The sequence below is a fragment of the Burkholderia vietnamiensis LMG 10929 genome, from assembly GCF_000959445.1.
Taxonomy (GTDB): Bacteria; Pseudomonadota; Gammaproteobacteria; order Burkholderiales; family Burkholderiaceae; genus Burkholderia; species Burkholderia vietnamiensis.
This window is the reverse complement of record NZ_CP009630.1, coordinates 982,457-1,007,006: the sequence shown is the minus strand read 5'-3', so window position 1 is coordinate 1,007,006 and position 24,550 is coordinate 982,457. Positions and strand designations below refer to the sequence as shown.

The 24,550-nt window shown below is 68.3% G+C and carries 22 protein-coding genes and 1 pseudogene; 21 read left to right on the top strand and 2 right to left on the bottom strand.

Translation table 11 applies throughout. From position 1 onward, the window contains the following. Positions 1 to 117: 117 nt before the first annotated feature. The 13 genes and pseudogenes from AK36_RS04585 to AK36_RS04530 all read left to right on the top strand — a co-directional run bounded on the left by AK36_RS04585 (position 118) and on the right by AK36_RS04530 (position 13,837). Positions 118 to 1,263 (top strand): porin, encoded by a 1,146-nt coding sequence (locus AK36_RS04585; protein ID WP_371464382.1) that lies wholly within the window; start codon positions 118 to 120, stop codon positions 1,261 to 1,263. A 94-nt stretch (positions 1,264 to 1,357) separates the two neighbouring features. Beyond that, positions 1,358 to 1,441 (top strand): annotated as a pseudogene (locus tag AK36_RS32605) (peptidoglycan-associated lipoprotein); the annotation flags it as partial. A 429-nt stretch (positions 1,442 to 1,870) separates the two neighbouring features. Continuing rightward, positions 1,871 to 2,023, top strand: a complete 153-nt coding sequence (locus AK36_RS33895) for a hypothetical protein (RefSeq protein ID WP_014724861.1) — start codon at positions 1,871 to 1,873, stop codon at positions 2,021 to 2,023. Positions 2,024 to 2,559: 536 nt separating this feature from the next. Further along, positions 2,560 to 4,113 carry a sensor domain-containing diguanylate cyclase gene (locus AK36_RS04580; RefSeq protein WP_011882260.1) on the top strand — a complete coding sequence of 518 codons (1,554 nt, stop codon included), beginning with the start codon at positions 2,560 to 2,562 and terminating at the stop codon, positions 4,111 to 4,113. A 246-nt stretch (positions 4,114 to 4,359) separates the two neighbouring features. Next, positions 4,360 to 4,635 carry a hypothetical protein gene (locus AK36_RS04575; RefSeq protein ID WP_045577962.1) on the top strand — a complete coding sequence of 92 codons (276 nt, stop codon included), beginning with the start codon at positions 4,360 to 4,362 and terminating at the stop codon, positions 4,633 to 4,635. Positions 4,636 to 4,842: 207 nt separating this feature from the next. Then, positions 4,843 to 5,877 (top strand): succinylglutamate desuccinylase/aspartoacylase family protein, encoded by a 1,035-nt coding sequence (locus tag AK36_RS04570; RefSeq protein ID WP_011882262.1) that lies wholly within the window; start codon positions 4,843 to 4,845, stop codon positions 5,875 to 5,877. Positions 5,878 to 5,942: 65 nt separating this feature from the next. Further along, positions 5,943 to 6,626, top strand: coding sequence for a hypothetical protein (locus AK36_RS04565; protein ID WP_045577961.1), 684 nt, complete (start codon positions 5,943 to 5,945; stop codon positions 6,624 to 6,626). A 371-nt stretch (positions 6,627 to 6,997) separates the two neighbouring features. After that, a complete protein-coding gene (locus AK36_RS04560) occupies positions 6,998 to 7,558 on the top strand; it encodes a GNAT family N-acetyltransferase (RefSeq protein ID WP_014724858.1) in 561 nt (186 codons plus the stop codon). A gap of 67 nt (positions 7,559 to 7,625) precedes the next feature. Beyond that, entirely contained in the window at positions 7,626 to 8,567 is a 942-nt protein-coding gene (locus AK36_RS04555; RefSeq protein WP_011882265.1) for an ABC transporter substrate-binding protein, read from the top strand. A gap of 35 nt (positions 8,568 to 8,602) precedes the next feature. Then, entirely contained in the window at positions 8,603 to 9,652 is a 1,050-nt protein-coding gene (locus tag AK36_RS04550) for an LLM class flavin-dependent oxidoreductase (protein WP_045577960.1), read from the top strand. Positions 9,653 to 9,659: 7 nt separating this feature from the next. Continuing rightward, the gene (locus tag AK36_RS04545) at positions 9,660 to 11,018 is read left to right on the top strand and encodes an LLM class flavin-dependent oxidoreductase (protein ID WP_034195085.1); all 1,359 of its coding nucleotides are present in this window, start codon (positions 9,660 to 9,662) and stop codon (positions 11,016 to 11,018) included. Positions 11,019 to 11,085: 67 nt separating this feature from the next. Beyond that, entirely contained in the window at positions 11,086 to 12,870 is a 1,785-nt protein-coding gene (locus AK36_RS34590; protein WP_080938606.1) for an amino acid ABC transporter permease/ATP-binding protein, read from the top strand. A 34-nt stretch (positions 12,871 to 12,904) separates the two neighbouring features. Further along, complete coding sequence (locus AK36_RS04530; RefSeq protein WP_045577959.1) at positions 12,905 to 13,837, top strand: ABC transporter substrate-binding protein; 933 nt, start codon at positions 12,905 to 12,907, stop codon at positions 13,835 to 13,837. 275 nt (positions 13,838 to 14,112) lie between these two features. Here the strand turns inward: AK36_RS04530 and AK36_RS04525 are convergent, their stop codons facing one another. After that, complete coding sequence (locus tag AK36_RS04525) at positions 14,113 to 15,078, bottom strand: ABC transporter substrate-binding protein (RefSeq protein ID WP_080938647.1); 966 nt, start codon at positions 15,076 to 15,078, stop codon at positions 14,113 to 14,115. A 299-nt stretch (positions 15,079 to 15,377) separates the two neighbouring features. Between AK36_RS04525 and AK36_RS04520 the strand changes: the two genes are divergently transcribed. The 4 genes from AK36_RS04520 (at position 15,378) to AK36_RS04510 (ending at position 18,639) form a co-directional block, all read left to right on the top strand. Further along, a complete protein-coding gene (locus AK36_RS04520; protein WP_045577958.1) occupies positions 15,378 to 16,295 on the top strand; it encodes an alpha/beta hydrolase family protein in 918 nt (305 codons plus the stop codon). Further along, positions 16,292 to 16,723 carry a MarR family winged helix-turn-helix transcriptional regulator gene (locus AK36_RS04515; protein WP_011882272.1) on the top strand — a complete coding sequence of 144 codons (432 nt, stop codon included), beginning with the start codon at positions 16,292 to 16,294 and terminating at the stop codon, positions 16,721 to 16,723. Before AK36_RS04520 ends, AK36_RS04515 begins: the two co-directional genes overlap by 4 nt. Beyond that, a complete protein-coding gene (locus AK36_RS32600) occupies positions 16,720 to 17,058 on the top strand; it encodes a hypothetical protein (protein ID WP_144410626.1) in 339 nt (112 codons plus the stop codon). Before AK36_RS04515 ends, AK36_RS32600 begins: the two co-directional genes overlap by 4 nt. 96 nt (positions 17,059 to 17,154) lie before the next feature. Next, positions 17,155 to 18,639, top strand: a complete 1,485-nt coding sequence (locus AK36_RS04510; protein ID WP_080938646.1) for a sialidase family protein — start codon at positions 17,155 to 17,157, stop codon at positions 18,637 to 18,639. 67 nt (positions 18,640 to 18,706) lie between these two features. On the opposite strand, the gene adhP is transcribed toward AK36_RS04510, so the two are convergent. Further along, positions 18,707 to 19,735: an alcohol dehydrogenase AdhP gene (gene adhP / locus AK36_RS04505; RefSeq protein ID WP_014724850.1), complete on the bottom strand. Its 1,029-nt coding sequence runs from the start codon at positions 19,733 to 19,735 to the stop codon at positions 18,707 to 18,709. 474 nt (positions 19,736 to 20,209) lie between these two features. On the opposite strand from adhP, the gene AK36_RS04500 reads away from it, so the two are divergent. The 4 genes from AK36_RS04500 (at position 20,210) to otsA (ending at position 24,472) form a co-directional block, all read left to right on the top strand. Further along, the gene (locus AK36_RS04500) at positions 20,210 to 22,231 is read left to right on the top strand and encodes a TonB-dependent receptor (RefSeq protein WP_045577956.1); all 2,022 of its coding nucleotides are present in this window, start codon (positions 20,210 to 20,212) and stop codon (positions 22,229 to 22,231) included. Positions 22,232 to 22,450: 219 nt separating this feature from the next. Next, positions 22,451 to 22,612, top strand: coding sequence for a hypothetical protein (locus AK36_RS33665; RefSeq protein WP_155121973.1), 162 nt, complete (start codon positions 22,451 to 22,453; stop codon positions 22,610 to 22,612). Positions 22,613 to 22,618: 6 nt separating this feature from the next. Beyond that, positions 22,619 to 22,921, top strand: a complete 303-nt coding sequence (locus AK36_RS32595) for a hypothetical protein (RefSeq protein ID WP_144410625.1) — start codon at positions 22,619 to 22,621, stop codon at positions 22,919 to 22,921. A 144-nt stretch (positions 22,922 to 23,065) separates the two neighbouring features. Beyond that, complete coding sequence (gene otsA, locus AK36_RS04495) at positions 23,066 to 24,472, top strand: alpha,alpha-trehalose-phosphate synthase (UDP-forming) (RefSeq protein WP_045577955.1); 1,407 nt, start codon at positions 23,066 to 23,068, stop codon at positions 24,470 to 24,472. Positions 24,473 to 24,550: the final 78 nt, after the last annotated feature.

Genomic DNA, 24,550 nt, shown 5'->3' with positions numbered 1-24,550 from the left:
AATATTCCTATGCATTCCACGACCAAACGAAAGGCCCGCGCTCGCATCGCCGCGCTGCAATCCACCCAACGCGCGCGCCGCGCGGGCACGGCCGCGGGGACGGCCGTCGTCGCCTGCATGGCCGGCTTCCTTCCGGCCTCCGCCAACGCGCAGAGCAGCGTGACGCTGTACGGCCTGATCGACACGTCGATCACCTACGCAACCAGCCAGCGCGCCGGCGGCGCCGGCTCGCACGGCAGCGGCAGCGTCGGGCTGACGAGCGGCGCATTGAACGCATCGCGCTGGGGGCTGCGCGGCCGCGAGGATCTGGGCGGCGGGATGGCCGCGATATTCGCGCTCGAAAACGGCTTCTCCGGTACGAACGGCAAGCTGTCGCAGAAAGGCGTCGACATGTTCGGCCGCCAGGCGTGGGTCGGCCTGAGCTCGCACTCGGCCGGCGCGCTGACGTTCGGCCGCCAGTACGACCTGATCATCGACTTCGTCACGCCGCTCGGCGCATCGGGTCCGGGCTGGGGCGGCAATCTGGCCGTGCATCCGTACGACAACGACGATTCGAACCGCAACCTGCGCATCAACCATGCGGTGAAGTACGTGAGCCCGACGTATCGCGGGCTGAGGTTCGGCGCGATGTACGCGTTCTCCAACGCCGCCGGCCAGTTCTCGAACAACGCCGCGTGGAGCGCGGGCGTGTCGTACGAAAACGGGCCGTTGAAGCTCGGCGCCGGCTACCTGAAGATCAGCCGCGATCGCAATGCGCCGAACCCCGACGGTGCGCTGAGCACGATCGACGGCTCGGCGACGATCACCGGCGGCAACCAGCAGATCTGGGCACTCGCCGGACGCTATTCGTTCGGCCCGCACTCGGTCGGCGCCGCATGGTCGCACTCGGCGACCGACGGCGTGACCGGCGTGATGCAAGGCAGCGGTATCACTCCGTTGAAGGGCGAGTCGCTGGTGTTCGACAACTTCTCGGTCGACGGCCGCTATATGGCGACGTCCGCGTTGAGCCTGTCGGCCGCGTACACGTACACGATGGCGCGTTTCGACACGCGCACGGGCCAGACGCGCCCCAAATGGAACCAGGTCGTCGCGCAAGTCGACTATGCGTTCTCGAAGCGCACCGATGCGTATCTCGAAGGCGTCTATCAAAGCGTCAGCGGCGGCCACGGCAATCACGCGTTCGACGCCACCGTCTGGACGCTGACGCCGTCGGCCAACAGCAACCAGGTGGTCGTCGCGCTGGGGCTGCGCCACAAGTTCTGATGCCGTGCTGCCGCGCGTCATGCGCAGCACTGGAACCTTCCCGCGCTGCCCGTGCTGGGGCGGCCGGGAAGCTGGTCGCACCGCGACATTTTTCCTCGCTACGGGAAAGCCGCTGGCGCTCGCCCACGACGAAGCGTCGTGGGCGCAGAACCGCAGGGCCGATCTCGTCTATCGCCGATCGGCTGGACGCCGCGGCCGACGCGGCGTCTACGTCACCCGCGTTCGACGCCCGATGCGCCTACCACCATCCTCCCCGATCTCCCGCGCGACGCAATCGCCGTCGGCGCACCTGCACGCGCCACGTGCGGCTCGTCAGCCGCGAATACGAGGCGCGCGGCCGGTCATGTGGGTGAAGCCGGTCAAGCGTGACGACGCGTGCGCGCCCAGGGAAAGCAATCCGCTCCTCTCCACCCAGGGACGCGCCACCCAAGAACCAGCGCTTGCCCCGATCAATCTCCGATGACCGCAGCCGTGCGCGCGATCGCGCGCTGAACCCGATATGCAAAAAGCATGGAATAAGCGGCGCTCGCGATACGTGTTGCATTGCGTTGCGCGCGCTCGTACGAAATGGCTCGTCAAGCGATCTGCGCGGCGAAAGGAGGATGAGATGAAACCGGCACGAGCGACCGCGGCGCTGATCGCGGTGTTGGCGCTGCTGCTGACGACCGGATGCACGTCGGCGGACGGCGGCGCTGCGCAAGGTTCCGGCATGAGCCGATACGGCGGCGCAGGCGGTACAGGCGGAGGCGGTAGCTACTGAAGCATCGTCGGCCGTTTGCGGGCGGAGCGTCGTGCGCGGGCGCCGCCGTAACGCTGCCGCATCGCGAGCGGCGCCCCGTTCAGCCCACGTCCGCATAAATGCCTTCACGTCGGTCGGTGTGGCGCCGCGGGCGCGCCGCTAGCTGCATACAGATTCCCAGACGACGAGCGAGATCACCGCCGCCGAGCACGCGCGCGACGCTCGGCATCCGCCGCGCGCTTTCCCCGCCCGCGAACCGAAGCGCGGCACGGCCCGCACCCGACATCGTTCGGATATAAGCCCTGGCGCGCCTTCCACATGAAATACTTATTGAAATCCTGATGACGGCCTCGCCGCAGGGCGCGACGACCAGTCGCGAGCCGTCGTCCGGAGCGTCCCACGCGCCATAACCGCGGCGCCGCACCGGGGAATCCGCGAGGCTCGCACGCGCGATGTTTCATGGTAATGTCGTCGCATCCGACTCACCGGTCATCCCACCCTCTGCCGCGCGCCGGCGACCGGTTGGAAACCGCCTCGTGTCCAGGTCAAAAACAACCATGGCAGTCAAGGCCCGCCTGCTGAACGCCGTTCTCTCCACGCCGCCCAGCGGCAATCACCACGTGACGGCTGCGCTGCGCCCGTCGATGCTCGTCACGCTGTTCGAAGACGTCCGCCCAATGGCGTTGTCCGGCATCGCGAGCGGCTTCGTCGCGGCGATCGCCCTGATCCGGCTGCAGCAACTCTGGTGTCTGATCTGGCTGTGCGTCGACGTCGGCCTGCTCGCCGCGCGGCTCGCCATTGCCCGCGCCTATGTCGTGCACGACGCCGCCGGCGAAGGCCGCCCCGAATACTGGGCGCTGCGCTATGCTCCGGTGTCGCTCGCCGCGTGCTTCGTGCTCGGCCTCGGCGTCATGGGCTGCCTCGATTCGCCCGACATCGAACTCGGCACGCTGTCGGTGATGGTCGCGGGGGGCGTGTTCGGCGGGATCGCATCGCGCAATTCGGCGCTGCCGCGGCTCGCGATGACGCAGGTCACGCTCGGCGTCGTGCCGATCGCCATCGGCGCGCTGCTGGTCGAGCGGCCCGGCGCGTGGCTGCTGCTGCCGCCGCTCGCGATCTATCTCGCCGCCATGCGCACGGTCGTGCAACGCCATTACCGCGTGCTGGTCGCGCTGATCGCGGCGCGTCAGCGCAACGCCGAGCTCGTCACGCGCTTCGACGCGGCGCTCACCTACATGCCGCACGGCCTGTGCATGATCGACGGCGACAGCCGCGTGATCGTCGCGAACCGGCGCACCGCGCAGCTGTTCGGCTCGCCGCGCGAGATCATGCTCGACACGCCGCTGCCCGACGTGATCGCGGCGCTCGGCGCGAACGCGTCGACCGATTCCGACGGCGCCGGCCTCGCGGCGCAATGCGACGTCTGGCTGAGCCACGACGAGCCGGTGCCGCTCGACATCGAGCTTGCCGACGGCCGCCAGCTCGAGCTCACGCGCCATCGCGTGCCGGACGGCAATGCGGTGATCATCGTCGAGGACGTCACCGCCCGCCGCCAGACCGAGCAGCATATCCGGCACCTCGCGCGACACGATGCGCTGACCGGTTTGCCGAACCGTCACGAACTGCATGCGGCCCTGAAGCGGATGCTCTCGCAGCGGCCGCGCCTGCCGAGTCCCGCGCTCGCGGTCATGTATCTCGACCTGGACGGCTTCAAGTCGATCAACGACCGCTGCGGCCATCAGGCCGGCGACGAAGTGCTGATGCAGGTCGCCGAGCGGCTCGCGCGCGCACTGCCGCCCGGCGCGCTGGCGGCGCGCGTGGGCGGCGACGAGTTCATCGTCGCGCTCGACGACACCACGATGCACGAAAGCTCGCTCCTCGCCACGCGGATCATCGGCCAGATCTCGGCGCCCTACACGCTGTCGATCGGCGTGACCGTCAGCCTCGGGATCAGCATCGGCATCGCCCTCGACGACGGCCACGGCAACCCGGACGAGCTGATCCGGCAGGCCGACAGCGCGCTGTACGACGCGAAGTCGGCCGGCAAGGGCATCTATCGCTTCTATTCGGCAGGCAGCCACCGCCCCATCGCCCCGGCCACCGCGAACTGAACGGTAGCCTGTCCGCGCGTTCGCGCCTATCCCGCGGTTCATTTCTGCAACGCATCGCGCGCCGCCGCGCGCGTGCGCGTGTTTCGCGGCAGCCGCCCGTGTCACGTGACGTGTTCCGTAACATCGCCGGCGCGCGCGCCGCACGTTCGCCGCAGAAGCCTGCACGATCGCGGCCGCACGCGGGTTTTCGAGCTTGGCACCCTTATTGCTCCTTGACTGGAAAACAGAACGTCAGGGAGCCCGCACATGAATACCGTCGAAGTCATCAGCCGCGCAGAAACCGTCGATCGAGCGGACGTGATCGACGGCGCCTCGCTGATTCGGCGGCTCGTTTCCGAGCGCCGCACGCCCGCCGCCCGCGAAGCCGCGTGCGTCGACAATCCGCCGCTGACGCTGTACGGCGCATTTCGCCAGGGCGTCGCCGATCACGCGGCGCGCCGCGCGAATCCGTATCGCGCGGGCAGCCGTTTCTGGGCGCTGTGGGAAGAAGGCCGTATCGAAGCTGAAACAGCCGGCCGTTGACGCGGCCGCCGGTCGAACGGCACGCGCGGCGCGGCTGCGGCCTCGTCCGACGCGCGTGGGCAGCCCGCTGCTCGTCGATCGGTGATTCACCACTGCAACACGCGGCGCGTGCAGCACGCGCACTGCCGGGCGGCGGCCGATCGAGCCGCCGCCTTGCCACGCGTTTCCCGATAAGATGGCGGATTCCGTTCATCGAACGATGCCGCCATGACCGCTTCCCCGTCCCACCGAAATCCGATCCATTGCGAAATCGACCTCGATTCGCAAGGCAAGCACGCGGGCTATCTGCGCTTGCCGCATTCCGTGCATCGCTCCGCGTATGGCTGGCTGCCGATTCCGATCGCGTCGATCCGCAACGGCGAAGGGCCGGTCGTGCTCGTGATGGCCGGCAACCACGGCGATGAATACGAAGGCCAGATCATCGTGTCGCAGCTGATCCGCGAGATCGAGCCGGAGATGGTCAGCGGGCAACTGATCCTGCTGCCGATGGCGAACTTTCCGGCGGCCGAGGCAGGCCAGCGCGTGTCGCCGCTCGACGGCGGCAACCTGAATCGCAGTTTCCCCGGCGACCCGACCGGCACGCCGACGCAGATGATCGCGGACTACATCGAGCATGCGCTGCTGTCGCGCGCGCAGTATCTCGTCGATCTGCACTCGGGCGGCAGCTCGCTGCTGTACCAGGGTGGCAACATGCTCGCCATCGATCCGCTCGATGCCGACGAGGCGGCGAAGCTCCACGGGCTGCTCGTCGCGTTCGGGCTGCCGAACGCGCTGCTGCATGCGCCGAACCCCGTGCATTCGGCGTCGGCCGCGCGCCGGCAGCGCGCGATCTCGATCGTCACCGAACTCGGCGGGGCGGGCATGGCCGATCCGGCGCTGATCCGGCTCGGCCGCCACGGGCTGCTGCACTACCTCGGCTATGTCGGGCTGCTGCACGGCGCACTCGTGCCCGATGCGCCGCCGACCGTCACGCGCTTCCTGCGCGTGGACGGCGATCGCCACTTCGTCTATGCATACGAGCGCGGGCTGTACGAACCGCTCGTCGAGCTCGGCGAGCGCGTGACGGCCGGCCAGCCGGCCGCGTGGGTGCACTTCCCCGATACGCCGCTGCGCGAACCGGTGCTGCATCGCTTCAAAGGCGACGGCGAAGTGGTCTGCAAGCGCGTGCCCGCGCAGGTGCAGCGCGGCGACTGCCTGTTTCAGCTCGCCGAAGCATCGACGCCGCCGACGGTCATCGGCTAGTTCGCCGTTCGCCGCCCCTCATATCGCCGACCGCAACGCCATGCCCAACCTTCCGGGACACGCTCATGGGTGACGCGACCACCGCGCTGATCGACACGAAGATATCGCGCGCGTCGGCGCCGAACGCGGCACGTGCGCTCTACGCGCGTCTCGTCGAGGGCGGCGTCATCGTTCCCGAGCTCCGCAGCGGGTTGTCGCTGGGCGCGCCCGCCTTTCCGTTGCGCGCCGACTTCCGCGGGCTGGACGATCTCGAAGGCTGGGGTTCGCCCGAGCGGAAAGTCGATGCCTACAGTCCCGTCGTCACACGCATCACGGCGATTGAGATCGACGTGACCGGTCACGGCTGGCAGACCGGCGCAACGGGGCGGCCGGAACTGGTGGCTTCTGCGGACAATAACGGCCTGTTCATGAACTACGACGGCGGTTTCAGCGTCAATTGCCCGTACTGCCGAGCGGCGATCGAACTCGGCGCAGACGGCAGCGACGAACTCGGTGAGGCGCTCGACGCGTGGTGCCGAGAACCGGAGTCGGCGCGGCTACGCTGCCCGTCGTGCGATTCGATCACGCCGGTGTCCGAATGGCGCTCGGTAAATTACGAATTCGCGGCCGGCCATCTCGGGATGACGCTCTGGGGCGAACACCTGCTGGGATTGGTCGAGCGTCCGTCGAGCGCAGCGGCCAAACACCTGAAGACGCTGTTTTCGGCGATCGAAGGCGCCGAGCCCGCGGTCGTGTTCTGCAATATCTGAGCGCTGCGCGCCTGATCGCCATCCTTGGTTCGATGCGCATGAGCTGCGAGACAACCGACGCGTGGGCCGCCTGCATCTGCTTCACATGCAGGCCGAGCGATCACGGCCGCGCAACGCGCACACTCCATGCCCGCTGCAAGCCTTCTGACTTGCGCCGCGAAATCCTTATCGAAATTGCTTCGTTCGCCTTTGCGCGCCGCGCCGCTAACGTGTTCGGAACGGCGGCGGCACGCCCGATGCATCGCAGCACGCACTGAGCACTGAGGCCGCCGCCATCACGACAACCGCGTCGCGATAACGGCACTGACCGGACGGGCCGCATGCCCGGCCTTCGAACGGAACGTCCGCATCGCACGCCCCTCGCGATGCCCATGGCCACGAACGACCGCATCATCGACACGACGCCGCTCGACGTCCGCGCTCAGCCGCTGATCGACGCGCTGATCGACGAATACGCGACGCGCTACGACGCGTACCGCCCCGACAGCCGCGCGGCCGCGCGCGACGAACTCGCGCGCTACCCGGCCGATCTGTTCGCGCCGCCCGACGGCGCGTTCGTGCTGCTGCTGCGCGACGGCGAGACGATCGGCGGCGGCGCATTCAAGCGCTACGACGCGCAGACCGCCGAGCTCAAACGCATCTGGACGCGCGCGGACCTGCGCCGCCAGGGGCTCGCACGCGCGATCGTCGACGCGCTCGAACAGCGCGCCGCGCGGCAGGGCTATCGGCGCGTCTACCTCACCACCGGCTTTCGCCAACCCGAGGCGTGGGCGCTGTACGACCGCGCCGGCTATACGCGGCTGTTCGATGCGTCGATCGACCCCGAAGCGTACTTCCATCTGCGCTTCGGCAAGGACCTCGTCGATCCGTCGCGCACGTCGACGCTCGCCGACCTGTGGGCGCCGCTGCCCGAACCGGCCTTACCGCGCTGAACGCGCTGCGTCGTCGCAAGCGTTTCCGACTCCATCCCAGAAAAACCGTCAACTCCAGGATGCATTCATGCAACGAGCCGTTCCTTTCACGCCGCGCGCCGTGCGCACGCTGGCGGCCGCGCTGATCGGCGCGACCGCGATCGCCGCGGCGGCCGCGACCTTCGACCTGAGCCCCGAGCAGCACGGCCGCCCGCGCGGCACGGCCGATGCGGCCGTACAACGCGCGGTGCCGCCGACGTTCAAGTTCGCCGAGGCCGGCACGCTGACGATCGGCATCGCGCCGAGCCTGCCGCCGATCAGTACCTACGCCACCGACGCGCGCACGGTGATCGGCTTCGACGCGGACATCGGCCAGCTCGTGTCCGACAGTCTCGGCCGCAAGCTGAAGATCGTCCCGCTCGCGTGGGCCGACTGGCCGCTCGCGCTCGAATCCGGGAAAGTCGACGCGGTGATCTCGAACGTGACCGTCACCGAGGAGCGCAAGCAGAAGTTCGATTTCTCGACCTACCGCAAGGACCAGGTCGGCTTCTACGTGCGCAACGACAGCAAGATCCAGTCGATCCGCGAGCCGAAGGACGTCGCCGGGCTGCGCATCGTGACCGACGCCGGCACCAACCAGGAAAAGATCCTGCTCGCGTGGGACCGCGAGAACGTCGCGCATGGCCTGAAGCCCGTGCAGGTCCAGTACTACGACGACCAGGCGATGCGCATCGTCGCCGTACAGTCGGGCCGCGCGGATGCCGTGTTCAGCGTGAACTCCGTGCTCGCCTACCAGAGCGCGCAGCAGGGCAAGACGCGCGCGGTCGGGGCGATCAGCGGCGGCTGGCCGCGCACCGCCGACATCGCGATCGCGACGCGCCGCGGCAGCGGCCTCGCCGATCCGCTGACCGTCGCGCTCAACGGGCTGATTCGCAGCGGCAGCTACCGGCAGGTCCTCGAGCGCTGGAGCCTCGGGGCCGAAGCGATCGACCAGTCGCGCACGAATCCGCCCGGCCTGCCGAAGAGCTGAGCGGCCCCTTCCCTGACGCCCCCGCGAGAACGCCCATGTCATATTCGCTTTCCTTGCTGGACAAGAGTCCGATCGCCGAAGGCGCGAGCGCGGCCGACGCACTGCGCTTCACGACGACGCTCGCGCAGCGCGCCGAACAACTCGGCTACGAGCGCTTCTGGGTCGCCGAGCATCACGGCGCGCCGGGCCTCGCGAGTTCCGCGCCCGAGATCGTCGTCGCGCATCTGCTGGCGCATACGTCGCGCATCCGCGTTGGTTCGGGCGGCGTGATGCTGCAGCACTACAGCCCGTTCAAGGTCGCCGAGACGTTCAAGCTGCTCGCCGCGCTCGGGCCGGGCCGCGTCGATCTCGGCATCGGCAAGGCGCCGGGCGGGCTGCCGCTGACGACGCGCGCGCTCCAATGGGGCCACGACCACGCGCGCAAACCCGACTTCGCGACACGGCTCGCGACGCTCGACGCATTCCTCGGCTGGGGTGTCGCCGAAGATCATCCGCTCGCCGGCGCGGTCGCGCTGCCGGTGCCGCCGCACGCGCCCGAACGCATCCTGCTCGGCGGCTCGCCCGACAGCGGCGCGCTCGCCGCCCGCCATGGCTGGCGCTTCTGCTACGCCGGCCACTTCAACGGCGACGACGCGAACCTCGAACGCTCGCTCGCCGCATACCGCGATGCGGGCGGCACGCGACCGCTCGTCGCGCTGTACGCGGTCGCCGCCGCGACCCGCGACGAAGCGGAACGACTGATCGGCGCGCTCAGGATCTTCAAGCTGCAATTCGCCGGCGGCTCGAGCTTCAACCTCGCGAGCGCACAAGCCGCCGCCGAATTCGCGCGGCAAAGCGGCGCGTCCGATTACCGGATCGACGAACTGCGCCCGACCGTGCTGGCCGATACGCCCGAGCGCATCCATCGCGCGCTCGACGCGCTCAGCCGCCGGCTCGACGTCGATGCGTTCGTGATCGACTCGCCGGTGACCGATTACGCCGCGCGGCTCGCGTCGACCGAATGGCTGGGCGGTGCGCAGTCGATCAGCCGCGCGCAACCGGCCGTCGCGGCCGAACGCGCCCCTTCCCCCGACCACAACGCGTGACACGCCCATGACGACCCGACGATCGATCCCCTTCGGCCTGATGCTGCAAGGCGCAGGCAGCCACATGAACGCGTGGCGGCATCCGAGCAACCCGCCGGACGCGAGCATCAACCTGGACTTCGCGATCGGCATCGCGCGCAAGGCGGAGGCCGCCGGCATCGCGTTCGCGTTCGTCGCCGACGGCCTCTACATCAACGAGAAGTCGATCCCGCATTTCCTGAACCGCTTCGAGCCGCTGACCGTGCTGTCGGCGCTCGCGGTCGCGACGAAGAAGATCGGGCTCGCGGGCACGATCTCCACGTCGTACAGCGAGCCGTTCACGGTCGCGCGCCAGCTCGCGTCGCTCGATGCGATCAGCGGCGGCCGCGCGGGCTGGAACGTCGTGACGACGCCGCTCGAAGGCACGGCGAAGAATTTCGGCAAGGTGCATCCCGAGCATGCGTTGCGCTACGAGATCGCCGATGAATATCTCGAGGTCGTGCAAGGGCTGTGGGACAGCTGGGACGACGGCGCGTTCGTGCGCGATCGTACGAGCGGCCGCTTCTTCGATCGCGACAAGCTCCACACGCTCGACCATCACGGCCGCTTCTTTCAGGTCGCCGGCCCGCTGAACATCCAGCGCTCGCCGCAGGGGCAGCCGGTGATCTTTCAGGCCGGCTCGTCCGACACCGGCATCGGGCTCGCCGGCAAGTATGCGGACGCGGTGTTCACGCATTCGCCGTCGCTCGACGAAACCGCCGCATTCACGCGCCGCGTGAAGCAAAGCGCGGTCGAGCACGGGCGCCAGCCGGGCGACGTGAAGGTGTTCCCCGGCGTGGGCCCGATCGTCGGCCGCACCGCGGCCGAAGCCGAAGACAAATACCAGGCGATCCGTGCGCTGCTGACGATCGACGAGGCGCTCGCGTATCTAGGCCGCTACTTCGATCACCACGACTTTACGCAGTACGCGCTCGATGCGCCATTCCCCGAACTCGGCGAGATCGGCCGCAACAGCTTCCGCTCGACCACCGACCGCATCAAGGCCGACGCGAAGCGCAAAAACCTTACGCTGCGCGAGACGGCGCTCGCCGTCGCGACGCCGCGGCCGAACTTCATCGGCACCGCCGAGCACGTCGCCGACGAGTTGATCCGCTGGCACGACGCCGGGGCAGGCGACGGTTTCATCCTCGGCTTCCCGGTGCAGGCACAGGGCGTCGACGACTTCGTCGACCTCGTGATTCCGATCCTCGAGGCGCGCGGCCGCTACAGCCGCGACCTGCCGGGCAGCACGCTGCGCGATCACCTCGGCCTGCCGCGCAAGGCGAGCCGTTACGCGCCGCGCGACGCCGTGCAGCAGCAGAGCGACGCGGCCGAAGCGCACGCATGACGCCGCTGCGCCGCCGCGTCGAGCGCGGCGCTTACCACCGACGACCCGATCGAGGACTCTCACCGACATGAGCGACACGACCCATCTCGGCGGCGCGCTGGCGCCGCTGCCTTCCCCGGACGCGCAAGGCGCGCACGCGCGTCTTCGCATCGTGCCGGCGCGGCACCGGTCGCGCCTGGCCGGCACCATGCTCGCGCTCGTGCTGATCGCGCTGGCGCTATATTCGATCCTCGGCAATCCGCAATGGGGCTGGCCGGTGTTCGCCGAGTGGTTCCTGTCGCCGCCGGTGCTGTCGGGGCTCGCGCGCACGCTCGTGCTGACCGTGCTCGGTGCGGTGTTCGGCTTCGCGCTCGGCGCACTGGTCGCGCTCGCGCGGCTGTCACGCTCGCGCCTGCTCGCCGCGAGCGCGTGGACGTTCGTGTGGCTGTTCCGTTCGATTCCGCTGATCGTGCTGCTGCTGATCCTTAACAACCTCGGCTATCTGTACGAGCACGTGCGGCTCGGCGTGCCGTTCACCGACATCGTCTGGTTCGACACACCGACCACCGACCTGATCTCCCCGTTCTTCGCGGCCGTCCTCGGCCTCACGCTGAATCACGCGGCGTTTTCCGCCGAAGTGATCCGCGGCGGCATCCTTGCGGTCGATCAGGGCCAGCTCGAAGCGGCCGCCGCGCTCGGGCTGCCGCGCGGCCGTCAGACCACGCGGATCGTGTTGCCGCAGGCGATGCGCGCGATTCTACCGACGGCGTTCAACGATCTGATCACGCTCGCCAAGGGCACGTCGATGGTGTACGTGCTCGCGATGCCCGAGCTGTTCTATACGGTGCAGGTGATCTATCGCCGCAACCTCGACGTGATCCCGCTGCTGATGGTCGCGACCGTCTGGTATCTGATCATCCTGACCGTGCTGTCCGCGATCCAGGTGCAGGTCGAACGCCACTATGCGCGCGGCGCGCTGCGCAATCCGCCGCCGTCGGCGTTGACCTTCGTGCTGGCGCTCGCCCGCGCGCTGTGGCGGCGTACCGCGGCACGCAACGCGACCGCGCGCGCGGTTGCCGTCGGCGACGCTGCAGCCGTTGCGCCGCCGCTCGTCGGCGGCGACGTGGCCGTGCACAACGTGTCGAAGCAGTACGGGCCGCAGCACGTGCTCGACAACGTGTCGTTCGTCGCGCCGCGCGGCAGCGTGACGGTAATCGTCGGGCCGTCCGGCTCCGGCAAGTCGACGCTGCTGCGCACGATCAATCATCTGGAACGCGTCGACGACGGCTTCATCGACATCGACGGCGAGCTGATCGGCTATCGACGTGAAGGCGACGTGCTGTACGAGCTCAACGAGCGCGACGTGCTGAAGCGCCGCACGGCGGTGGGCATGGTGTTCCAGAACTTCAACCTGTTCCCGCATCTGACCGTGCTGGAGAACCTGATCGAGGCGCCGGTCGCCGTCGGCGGCGTCGCGCACGATGCGGCCGAGCGCACCGCGCGCGCGTTGCTGGCACGCGTGGGCCTCGCCGACAAGGCCGATGCGTATCCGCGCCAGCTGTCGGGCGGTCAGCAGCAGCGCGTCGCGATCGCGCGGGCGCTCGCGCTGCGTCCGAAGGTGCTGCTGTTCGACGAGCCGACGTCGGCGCTCGATCCCGAACTCGTCAACGAAGTGCTCGACGTGATCACGGAGCTCGCGCGCTCCGGCACGACGCTCGTAATCGTTACGCACGAGATCGGCTTCGCACGCGAAGTCGCCGACAACGTGCTGTTCATGGAACGCGGGCGCATCGTCGAATCGGGGCCGCCCGAGGTCGTCCTCGATGCGCCGGCGCATCCGCGCACGCGTGCGTTCCTGTCGCGCGTCCTGTGATGCGCGCCGCCCTTCCGCTGCGAGGCCTGCACCGATGACCGACCGACGCCTGTTCATCACCGCCGCGCTGGCCGCCGTCGCGAGCCTGCGCTCGCACGCCGTATTCGCCGAAGCCGCGACGGCCGACCTCGACCCGCGCCAGGCCGGCCGCATCCGCGCCGCGCGCGACGCCGCCGCGATCCGCGCGGCCGGCAACTATCGCTGGGTGCGCGACGGCGCATTCACCGTCGCGATCGCGCCGCACGCGCCGCCCGTGTCGACCTATGCGACCGACGCACGCACGGTGGTCGGCGCCGATCCGGATTATGCGCAGCTCGTCGCCGATGCACTGGGCCGCGCGCTGCTGCTCGTACCGATCGCATGGGCCGACTGGCCGCTCGGGCTCGCGTCCGGCAAGTACGACGCCGTGATCTCGAACGTGGGCGTGACCGAGAAGCGCAAGGAGAGATTCGACTTCACGACCTATCGGCTCGGATTGCACGGGTTCTACGTGCGCAGCGCGAGCCCGATCGCCAAGATCGCCGAACCGAAGGACATCGCGGGCCTGCGCGTGATCACCGGCGCGGGAACGAGCCAGGAGCGCATCCTGCTCGAATGGAGCCGGCGCAATGTCGCACAAGGGCTGAAGGCGACCGAGCCGCTCTATTTCGACGACGATGCGGCAGCGCGCGTCGCGCTGCTGTCCGGTCGCGCCGACGCCGAACTGAATCCGAATGCGTCGCTCGCGTACGAGGCCGCGCGTGACGGCAAGATCCGTCGAGTGGGTGTCGTGAACGCGGGATGGCCGGTGAAGGCGGACGTCGCGATCGCGACGCGCCGCGGCAGCGGGCTGGCGCCGGCGCTGACGCTCGCGACCAACACGCTGATCGACAACGGCCGCTATGCGCAGGCGCTGGCACGCTGGGGATTGCAGAGCGAGGCGCTCGGGCGCGCCGAAACGAATCCGCCGGGGCTGCCGTCATTTTGATTCGGTGCGACGGTGCGGCTGCCGTCGCGTGCTATCGGCCGCGCGGGTAACGTGGCGCGGTTCGGGTTGCGCGTCTTCCGCGAAATTCGATAGATCGGCTCGTGCGCTTGATCGGCATACCGTCGAACCGCGCTGCCGGCGGCTTCAGGCGCGTGCGCAATGCCACACAGAGCGCGCCGCGCGGCGAATGCGCATGAACCATCACGATGAGGTCGATGCGCATGCGGCGCCGCGCTGGCGCCGTTCACAGGTGATCACCGATCGCGGCGACATCGTCACCGCGCGGCAGCCGTCTGTTGCGCGGGGGCCGCAAACGCGCCCGCATACGAGCGGTCGAGCAGTTTCGTCGTGTCGTAGGCAACCGGGATCACGCCGGCCTTGTGCAGGAAGTCGGCGGTATTCTGCGCGTCCTTCGCGGCAGCGTCGTCGACGGGGCCCACGCGCTGGTGCGCGTTGCCGAGCCAGCGATACGCGACGTCCGGCTCGAGCTGCGCACGCTTCGCCCACAGCTGCGCGTATTCGCGCGGATGACTGTCGACCCACTGCCGCGCCGCCGCGACGCGCTTCAGGAAATCGGTGATCTCCGCGCGTTTGCCGGCTGCGGCCTCGTCGTTCGCGGCGACGAAGCTGAGCGCGGGCATCAGCCCCTGCGCGGTCGTCACCGGCCGCGCGCCCTGCCGCAGCGCGAGCGTGCTGACGAACGGCTCCCATAACGACACGGCGTCGACCGAGCCGTTCGCGAGCGCATTGGTCGCGTCGATCGGCATCAGGTATGCGTACTTGACGGAATCCATCCGCAGGCCCGCGTGTTCGAGCGCACGCAGCACCAGTTGCTGGCTCCACGCACCGCGCCACACCGCAATGGTTTTGCCCTGCAGGTCGGCCACCGTGCGCACGGGCGAATTCTTCGGTACGAGGATCGCGACGCCGTCGAGGCTCTGCCGCGACACCGCCACCACTTTCACCGGCGCACCGCGTGCGGCCAGCGTGAGCAGCGCGGAATCGCCGAGGAAGCCGACGTCGATCGCATTGCCGCTCAGGCTTTCGGCGACCGGCGCGGCGGCCTGGAAGTGCTTCCACTCGATCGCGTAACGCACGTCCTTCAGCACGCCGGACGCTTCCATCGACGCCTGGATGTTGAAGTAATTCTGTTCACCGACGCGCAGCGTGACGGTGTCTTTCGCGATGCCCGGCTGCGCGGCGAGCGCGAGCAGCAGCGTGGTGACGATTCGGCTCGACAACGTGATTTTCTCCGGTAGTTGACTGGCGTGCGCATCGCAGCAGCGCCGGATAGCGCATCGAACGAAGCACACGGCGCACGCCATGAAACCGTCGACGATACGTCGATCGCCGGCATCGAACAAACGCAATATTCTGCTATCGAAAGGCGCAAATCTTCGATGGCAGGACGGCGCGCATGCCGATGTTGCAACGCGCCACGGGAAAGCCGTTCGAGGACATCCTCGACAGATATTTCGTACGCGAAATACACCGAGAACTATATTTCGCATGCAAATTACCTTTCTGAACGAGGACGGACATGACATCGGAACCCATCGCGTTTTCCGCCGCCGACGGCTATGCGCTGCGCGGCACGCTCTGGTCGCCGGACGCGCCGCCGCGCGCGCTGGTGCTGATCCACCCGGCGACCGCCGTGCCCGAGCGCTTGTACGCCGGCTTCGCACGCTTTCTGACGACGCGCGGCTTCGCGGCGCTGACCTACAACTATCGCGGGATCGGTTCATCGCGGCCCGCGCGGCTCACCAAACTGCAGGCCCGCATGCGCGACTGGATCGAACTCGACGTCGGCGCGGCCATCGCGTGGGCGCGCGACACGCACCGCGCAGTGCCGCTGCTGGCGGTCGGGCACAGCGTCGGCGGCCACGCGGTCGGCCTGTCGGCCGGCACCGCGCATCTGCGTGCCGCCGTGCTGGTCGCCGCCCACGCGGGCAGCACGCGGTTGATCGAAAGTGCGGCCGAACGCCTGAAGGTGCGTCTGATCCTGCACGTGCTCGGCCCGCTCGCGTCGGCGCTGCTCGGCTACGTGCCGGGCAAGCGGCTCGGGCTCGGCGAGGATCTGCCGGCCGGCGTGTTCCGCGAATGGAGCCGCTGGACCACGCTGCCGCACTACTTCTTCGACGATCCGACGCTCGGCGCGGCCGAGCGCTTTTCGAAACAGCGGCTGCCGATTCTCGCGGTCGGCTTCGACGACGATCCGTGGGCCAATCGGCGCGCCATCGACCTGCTGGTAAGCTACCTGACCGGAGCGGCCGTCGAACGCCGGCAGATCGATCCGCACGCGGCGGGCACCGGCCCGGTCGGGCACATGGGCTTCTTCCGCAGCCGGCCGGGCGCCGTGCTGTGGCCGGGCGTCGCCGACTGGCTCGCGCAGGCGCTCGACGCGCGCCGCGACGCCGACCGCCCATCCCTTTCCATCGCAGCCGGGAACCGAACTTGAGCGAACATCGACGACTGTTTTTTCTGTTGAACATCGGCCAGCGGCGCGTACAGCGCTGGGTCGACCGCAAGGCCGAGACCGACGCGCGCGCGAGCGCCGCGCAGGCCGGCGTGCTGTTCTTTCTCGCGAAGCAGGACGGCGCGCTGATCGGCGAAGTCGGTGCGGCGCTGCAACTCGCGCCGTCCGCGATGACGGGGCTCGCCGACCGGATGGCGAAGGCCGGCCTGCTCACGCGCCACGCCGATTCGGACGATGGGCGCGCAACGCGTCTGTTCCTCACCGACGAAGGTCATGCGGCGCTCAAGCGCGCGCGCGTGTTGCTGCGCGAGCTGAACGGCAAGCTGTGCGACGGCTTCTCCGACGACGAACTCGACGTCGTCGCGCGCTGGCTGAACGCCTTGCAGCAGCGCTTTCCGGCCGAGCGTTGACTGCCGGCGCGGCGCGCCGCATCGGCTGCGTGCACCGCGTTCCGCACGTAATCGATAGCGATTCCAATTCGCGCTTCGATTCGGCTTCCGAAGTTTTTCGAAGGAAAATTTTGCGCGCCTGCGCGAGCCGTTTCGGCAACGCTTTCCGGCTACGCTCTGTTACAAAAAATTGCCCCCCGCGCCACATACGGATCACCTACATTCCATTCCACTTCGATGCATTCGTCGTAGGCGCCGACCAAGCAACGAAAAGCAATGAAAACGAAGCGGAGTCTCACCGACGTGCTGGCGGGATCCAGCACCTGCGGCTTGCGATGACCGAAGCGGCTTCCTGATCGCCCGATCCGTCTCGTGCACGGCATCCGTTGCCGTGCGCCGGTTCGTGTCGGCTCGCCATGCCATCGCTGCCGCACCTCAACGAGGAGCAGTCCATGCGACGCCAGATCGAGTTCCACTCGCCCGTCACCCGCCTCACCCGCCTGACTCGACTCAGCCGATTTAGCCGACTCTCCGGCGCGCTGGCGATGGCCGCCGTCGCGACCGCGGCCCATGCCGACCCGGTCGTCGTGTCGGGGCCCAGCCCGTTCGCGGCCTGCACGATCGGCGGCCCGGGCACGAACTACGTGAACGCCGAGGTCGAGCCCTGGCTGTCGGTGAACCCCGCGAATCCGACCAACATGATCGCGGTATGGCAACAGGACCGCTGGTCGAACGGCGGCGCGCACGGGCTCGTCGCCGGCTACACGTTCGACGGCGGCTCGACCTGGGCGCGCACGCCGCAACCGTTCAGCGCCTGCGCGCCGGGCGGATTGAAGTACGAGCGCGCGTCCGATCCGTGGGTGTCGTTCGGGCCGGACGGCACCGCGTACTCCGTGTCGATCTCGTTCAATCAGTCGAACAACAGCAACGCGGTCGCGGCGTCCGTGTCGGCCGATGGCGGGCAAACGTGGAGCCGCCCGGCCGTGCTGATCGCGAACGACGAACCGACGACGCAGTTCTTCAACGACAAGGAATCGGTCACCGCGAACCCGGTGAAGGCCGGCACCGCGTATGCGGTGTGGGACCGCCTCGAGCTGCCCAACGGCAACCCGTATGCGAACCTGCACACGCAGGCGTACCGCGGGCCGACGTTCTTCTCGAAGACGACCGATGGCGGCAAGACCTGGAGCGCGGCGAAGGTGATCGTCGACGTGCCGTCGCGCCAGCAGACGATCGGCAACCAGATCGTCGTCGATCCGAAGACGGGCACGCTGTACGACTTCTTCGATCTGATCCAGCCGCCGTTCAACAAGGCGGCCGGCAAGGTCGCGTTCATCAAGTCGAGCGACGACGGCGCGACGTGGAGCAAGCCGCAGGTGATCGCCGCGCTGCAGACGGCCGGCGTGACCGACCCGAACACCGGCGAACCGGTGCGCACCGGCGACATCATTCCGGAGCCCGCGATCGATGCCGCGTCCGGACAGCTCTACGTCGTCTGGCAGGACGGTCGATTCAACGGCGGCAACTACGACGAGATCGCGCTATCGACGTCGAAGGATGGCGGCGCGAGCTGGAGCGCGCCGCTGCAGGTAAACACGCCGACCGGGCGTGCGGCGTTCAATCCGTCGGTGCGGGTCGACAGCGCCGGGGCGGTGATGGTCACCTACTACGACTTCCGCGACCTCGCGGCCGGCAACACGACGACGCTGCCGACCGGATTCTGGCGCAAGATCTCGCACGACGGCGGTGCGACGTTCGCCGACGAGCGGCGCGTCGGCGGTCCGTTCGACATGAAGCTCGCGCCGAACGCGGAAGGCTTTTTCATCGGCGACTACCAAGGGCTCGACGTGCTGCCGTCTTCGTCGTTCCACCCGCTGTTCGTGCAGACCAACGCGGGCAACCTGACGAACCGCACCGACGTGTTCTTCGCGCCGTGATGCGCACGTAAGCGCAGCGCAGCCGCGACGTTTCGCGCGTCGCGGCTGCGCATCCGACGCTGGCGCGTCACTGCATGTCGGTCAGCACGATGCGCCCGTCGATCTTCCCTTCGCGCAAACGGGTGAAGATGTCGTTGATGTTGCCGAGCCGGTCGCGATGGATATGCGCGCGCACGAGGCCGTCCGCAGCGAAATCGAGCGACTCCTGCAGATCGCGGCGCGTGCCGACGATCGAGCCGCGCACCGTGATGCCGTTCAGCACGGTCGAGAAGATCGGCAGCGGAAAATCGCCCGGCGGCAAGCCGTTGAGCGCGACCGTGCCGCCGCGCCGGACCATCCCGAGCGCCTGCGCGAACGCGCTGCGCGATACGGCCGTGACCAGCACGCCGTGCGCACCGCCGATTTCCTTCTGGATGACCTTCGCCGGATCGTCGACCGATGCGTCGATCGTCAGCTCCGCGCCCAGTTGCCGCGCGAGCTCGAGCTTCGCCGGCGACACGTCGATGGCCGCGACGTGCAGGCCCATCGCCCGCGCGTACTGCACGGCCACGTGGCCGAGGCCGCCGATGCCGGAAATCGCGAGCCACTGGCCCGGACGCGTATCGGTGACGCGAATGCCCTTGTAGACCGTCACGCCCGCGCACAGGATCGGCGCGATCTCGTCGAAGGCGACCTGCGCCGGCAGATGGCCGACGTAGTTCGGATCGGCCAGCACGTATTCCGCGTAGCTGCCGTTGACCGAGTAGCCCGTGTTCTCCTGTCCGTGGCACAGCGTTTCCCAGCCCGTGTGGCAGTACTCGCAATGGCCGCACGCCGTGTACAGCCACGGCACGCCGACGCGATCGCCTTCGCGCACATGCGTGACGCCCGCGCCGACTGCCGCGACGATGCCGACCCCTTCGTGGCCGGGAATGAACGGCAGCGTCGGCTTCACGGGCCAGTCGCCGTCGGCGGCGTGCAGGTCGGTATGGCAGACGCCCGTCGCCTTGATGTTGACGAGAATCTGGCCGGGGCCGGGCGTCGGCACCGGGACTTCCTCGATACGCAACGGTTCGCCGAATGCGTGAACGACGGCCGCTTTCATGGTTTGGGTCATGCCCTGCTCCTGTCTGGTCGATGACCGGGCCAGTATCCGGGCTCGAGACCGCAACGACTTGATACGTGTCAACGCTACGGGAAACGCACGCGATTGCGGCCGGTTCGCAGCGCGCCGTCGTGTGCTGCGCGGCCGTGCGCACGCTCGCAGCACCGCCTCGGGCCGTTGGCCGGCGTCGCCGATGAAGCGGTACGTCGGCGCATGGGCGGCATCGTCCCGGTTTGAATCAGAAATGATATAACGTATCATTCTCGATGCTCGTCCGTCGTCATGGTGCGTTATCGACACGGCCGGGCGCCGCCGGATCGGATCCGCAGCGGGTCGGTGCGCGCACGCGATGAAACAATATATCGTTTCGATGTGTGCTCGCCGGGCTGACATTCCGATCCGATTTCTACACAACTCCCAATGTCTTCACCGCTCATGCGCGACCTTCGCCGTCTACCGCTTCGCCGGCTTCAGCCCGTCTCTCTGATGCTGTTCGCCGCCGTCACGCCCGCCCATGCGGCCGACCCGCCTGCCACGTCGCCGCCCGCGCCGCTGGCGCCGATATTCGTGACCGCGAACCCGCTCGGCGACACCGACCCGATCGCCGCCACCACGCAGTTGAGCGGCGACGCGCTCACGCGCCGCCAGGCCGATTCGCTCGGCGAAACGCTCGACGGCCTGCCCGGCGTGTCGACCACGACTTACGGGCCGATGGTCGGCCGGCCGATCATCCGCGGCATGGACGGCGACCGGATCCGGCTGCTGCAGAACGGCGTCGCCGCCTACGATGCGTCGTCGCTGTCGTACGACCATGCGGTGCCGGAGGACCCGCTGTCGATCGAGCGCATCGAGATCGTGCGCGGGCCGGCCGCGCTGCTGTACGGCGGCAATGCGGTCGGCGGCGTGGTCAATACGATCGACAACCGCATTCCGCGCGAAGCGATCGAAGGCGTGACGGGCGCGCTCGACGCGCGCTACGGCGGCGCGAACGCAGTGCGCGCCGGCGCCGCCCAGGTCGAAGCCGGCAACGGCCACTTCGCGTTTCACGTCGACGCGTTCGATCGCGAGGCCGGCAAGCTGCGGATTCCCGGCTATGCGCGCAGCAGCGCACTGCGCTCGACGGACGACGCCGACACGCCGCAACCCTACGGGAGCGTTCCGAACAGCGACGGCCGCGTGCACGGCGGCGCAGTCGGCAGCGCGTACACGTGGGCCGACGGTTTCGCCGGCCTGTCGTACAGCGGCTACGAATCGAACTACGGTTCGGTCGCGGAGGACGGCGTCCGCCTGCGGATGCGCCAGGAGCGCGTCGCGTTCGCGTCCGAGATGCGCAATCTCGACGGCCCGTTCACGAAGCTGAAATTCGACTTCGCATACACCGACTATCGGCACAAGGAGGTCGACGACGGCGAAACCGCGACCGTGTTCCGCAACCGCGGCTACGAGGCGCGCATCGAAGCGCGGCACCGGCGCATCGGCCCGTTCGAAGGCGCACTCGGCGTGCAGTTCGGCCAGAACACGTTCTCCGCGCTCGGCGACGAAATGCTCGTGCCGTCGACGCGCACCAACAGCGTCGCGCTGTTCGGCCTCGAGGAATGGCAGGTCGACCCGGCGCTGAAGCTGAGCGTCGGCGGACGGTTCGAGCACGTGCAGGTCGATCCCGATCCGGCCGGGATCGCGAAGTTCGCCGACGCGCGAGCGCGCGACTTCAACGCCGGCAGCGTGTCGGCCGGCGCATTGCTGTCGCTGACGCCCGTGTGGTCTGTCGCGGCAAACGTCGCGTACACGGAACGCGCCCCGACCTTCTACGAGCTCTACTCGAACGGCCCGCACGATGCGACCGGGCAGTTCCTGATCGGCAACCCGAACGCGTCGAAGGAAAAGGCCGTATCGACCGACCTGTCGCTGCGTTATGCGAGCGGCCCGAACCGCGGCAGCGTCGCGGTGTTCTACAACCGCTTCTCCAACTACCTGGCCGAGTACAACACGGGCCGGATCGTCGACGACCACGGCGACCCGGTCGCGCCCGGCACCGCCGATGCGCTCGACGAGGCGATCTACCGCGGCGTGCGCGCGGAGTTCTATGGCGTCGAGCTCGACGGCAAGTGGCGCGCGTTCGCGCAGCGCGGCCACACGATCGACCTGGAACTCACCGCCGACTACACGCACGCGCGCAACGTCGACACAGGCCAGCCGCTGCCGCGCATCGCACCGCTGCGCGCGACGCTCGCCGCCGACTACGGCTACGGCCCGTTCGGCGCACGCGCACAGGTCACGCGTGCGTGGGCGCAGCATCGCGTGCCCGACAACGACTTCCCGACGGACGGCTACACGTCGCTCGGCGTGCTGCTGAGCTACAAGTTCCGCGTCGGCGCGACGCACTGGCTCGCGTTCCTGCGCGGCGATAACCTGACGAACCAGGAAATCCGCTACGCTACGTCCGTCGTGCGCGGCTTCGCGCCGCAAGGCGGCCGCAGCGTGATGGCCGGCCTGCGTACGACGTTCTGACGTTCTGACGTTCTGACGTTCTGACGTTCTGACTGCCGACCGGTCCGCGACGCAGGTCGCGGGCCGGTCGGCGGCGGGAAACTGCGCGTTCGCGCGTCTCGCGCACTGAGTGCGTGGTCACGAGGTCCGGACGCACACCACCGACAGCGGGCTCACGCTGACCGAAGTCCGACAGGCGCACCAGCATCCGCAGGATCAACTCGCCAGCTGAAGGACACGATGGCGAGCGCGGCTGACACGACCGATCGCGCACGTGAACGCGTCGCCGAGATCGTGTGGAGCGCGGCCGACTACGAATCCGTCGAGCGCGACATCGTCGAACTCGCGCACGGGCCGGCAAGCAAGCAAGCCGAAGCGAGCGCCGATATCGACGACTTCTGAAGACAGTTGCTCGCGCAACTTGTTCGCGCGGAAGATGCAGATGCAACCTGCACGTACGAGCGCGGGATCGTGATCGCGCAGGCGTGCATCGACCGCTACGCAACCGAGTACAACTTGGCACCGGCCATCGGCTCAATCGCGGTCGCGATTCAGCGACGCACGAACAGCGCTTGCGCGTTTTTATCGGCTCGATGCGCAATTTTTATTCCCGAAGATCCGATACGGCACACGACGCATATTGCGACCGCGCGCCATTCCGTTCAACCCGGACGCGCACTTTTAAATCAGGCGAATGACGAGTATGCTTAAAAAGCACTCCACGTTCGGACGGCGAATCGCAGCCCCTGATTCCCTGCCGATCGTACCGCGGCCCCATCGCGCCTCGCGTCGGTGGCGGCGTCCGCCTCGCGCCCTGGCCGCACGAACCTTCCCCAACCATTCGCAGGAGAGCTGGTGAGCCGACTCGTCGTCGTATCCAATCGCATTGCAGATCCCCGTAAAGCCGCCGCCGGCGGCCTTGCCGTAGCCGTGAAAGACAGCCTGCAGGAATCGGGCGGCGTCTGGTTCGGCTGGAGCGGCAGGCTGCGCAGCGAGGGCGAGCGACCCGCGCAGGGCGACGACGTGCAGATCCAGAACGTCGGCGGGATCCAGCTCGCGACGATCGATCTCGATCCGCAGGATTACGACGCGTACTATCTCGGCTACTCGAACAACGTGCTATGGCCGGTGTTCCACTACCGGCTCGATCTCGCGCAGTTCGACCGCCGCTTCGCCGACGGCTACCGACGCGTGAACCAGCTGTTCGCGCGCAAGCTCAGCACGCTGCTGCGGCCGGACGACACCATCTGGGTTCACGACTATCAACTGATTCCGCTCGCCGCCGAACTGCGCGCGATGGGCTGCACGAATCCGATCGGCTTCTTCCTGCATATTCCCATGCCGCCGCCGCCGATCATGGCCGCGATTCCGGAGCACGAATGGCTGATGCGCGCGCTGTTTGCGTACGACCTCGTCGGCTTTCAGACCGAATCCGATCTGCTGCACTTCGAGCACTACGTCGAGGCCGAGGCCGGCGCCGCGCGTCTGCCCGACGGTCGCCTGCGTGCGTTCGGCCGCACGCTGTCGGCCGGCGCGTTTCCGATCGGCATCAACGTCGACGAATTCGCGGCGCTGGCGGAGAATCGCGACGGCATCGACATGTTCGAGCGGATGCGCGATGAATATTCGCGCCGTCAATTGCTCGTCGGCGTCGATCGTCTCGATTACACGAAGGGCCTGCCGCAACGCGTGCATGCGTTCCGTCAGTTGCTCGAACAGTATCCGGAGAATCGCAACCGCGCGACGCTGATCCAGATCGCCGCGCCGAGCCGCGAGGATCTCGGCGCCTACGACGACCTGCGGCGCGAGATGGACAGTCTGTGCGGTGCGATCAACGGCGACTACGGCGAGCTCGAGTGGATGCCAATGCGCTACATTCATCGGACCGTTGCGCGCAAGCGCTTGCCCGGCCTCTATCGCGCAAGCCGTGTCGCGCTCGTTACGCCGCTGCGAGACGGGATGAACCTGGTCGCGAAGGAGTTTCTTGCCGCGCAGGACGAGGCTGATCCCGGCGTGCTCGTGCTGTCGCGCTTCGCCGGCGCAGCCGAGCAACTGAAGCCCGCGCTGCTCGTCAATCCGTACGACACGCAGGGCACCGCGCAGGCGATTCAACGCGCACTCACGATGCCGCTCGACGAGCGCCGCCAGCGCCACAACGCGCTGATGGCGATCGTGCGCAAGACCGATGTGCACTGGTGGCGCACGCGCTTTCTCGATGCGCTGACCGAAGCGGCCGAAGTTGCGGCGGCGGCTGCGTCCTGATTTGCGTTCGCGGGTACGCCGTTATGCGACGTGGGTAGCGCATGCGCTTTCTTGATACGCCGACCGAAGCGATCGAAG

What these genes read in the sequence shown, in the direction of transcription:
- AK36_RS04585 (WP_371464382.1), top strand. Translation starts at nt 118, where the DNA reads ATGGCCGGCTTCCTTCCGGCCTCCGCCAACGCGCAGAGCAGCGTGACG.
- AK36_RS33895 (WP_014724861.1), top strand. Translation starts at nt 1,871, where the DNA reads ATGAAACCGGCACGAGCGACCGCGGCGCTGATCGCGGTGTTGGCGCTG.
- AK36_RS04580 (WP_011882260.1), top strand. Translation starts at nt 2,560, where the DNA reads ATGGCAGTCAAGGCCCGCCTGCTGAACGCCGTTCTCTCCACGCCGCCC.
- AK36_RS04575 (WP_045577962.1), top strand. Translation starts at nt 4,360, where the DNA reads ATGAATACCGTCGAAGTCATCAGCCGCGCAGAAACCGTCGATCGAGCG.
- AK36_RS04570 (WP_011882262.1), top strand. Translation starts at nt 4,843, where the DNA reads ATGACCGCTTCCCCGTCCCACCGAAATCCGATCCATTGCGAAATCGAC.
- AK36_RS04565 (WP_045577961.1), top strand. Translation starts at nt 5,943, where the DNA reads ATGGGTGACGCGACCACCGCGCTGATCGACACGAAGATATCGCGCGCG.
- AK36_RS04560 (WP_014724858.1), top strand. Translation starts at nt 6,998, where the DNA reads ATGGCCACGAACGACCGCATCATCGACACGACGCCGCTCGACGTCCGC.
- AK36_RS04555 (WP_011882265.1), top strand. Translation starts at nt 7,626, where the DNA reads ATGCAACGAGCCGTTCCTTTCACGCCGCGCGCCGTGCGCACGCTGGCG.
- AK36_RS04550 (WP_045577960.1), top strand. Translation starts at nt 8,603, where the DNA reads ATGTCATATTCGCTTTCCTTGCTGGACAAGAGTCCGATCGCCGAAGGC.
- AK36_RS04545 (WP_034195085.1), top strand. Translation starts at nt 9,660, where the DNA reads ATGACGACCCGACGATCGATCCCCTTCGGCCTGATGCTGCAAGGCGCA.
- AK36_RS34590 (WP_080938606.1), top strand. Translation starts at nt 11,086, where the DNA reads ATGAGCGACACGACCCATCTCGGCGGCGCGCTGGCGCCGCTGCCTTCC.
- AK36_RS04530 (WP_045577959.1), top strand. Translation starts at nt 12,905, where the DNA reads ATGACCGACCGACGCCTGTTCATCACCGCCGCGCTGGCCGCCGTCGCG.
- AK36_RS04520 (WP_045577958.1), top strand. Translation starts at nt 15,378, where the DNA reads ATGACATCGGAACCCATCGCGTTTTCCGCCGCCGACGGCTATGCGCTG.
- AK36_RS04510 (WP_080938646.1), top strand. Translation starts at nt 17,155, where the DNA reads ATGCGACGCCAGATCGAGTTCCACTCGCCCGTCACCCGCCTCACCCGC.
- adhP (WP_014724850.1), bottom strand. Translation starts at nt 19,735, where the DNA reads ATGACCCAAACCATGAAAGCGGCCGTCGTTCACGCATTCGGCGAACCG.
- AK36_RS04500 (WP_045577956.1), top strand. Translation starts at nt 20,210, where the DNA reads ATGCTGTTCGCCGCCGTCACGCCCGCCCATGCGGCCGACCCGCCTGCC.
- AK36_RS33665 (WP_155121973.1), top strand. Translation starts at nt 22,451, where the DNA reads ATGGCGAGCGCGGCTGACACGACCGATCGCGCACGTGAACGCGTCGCC.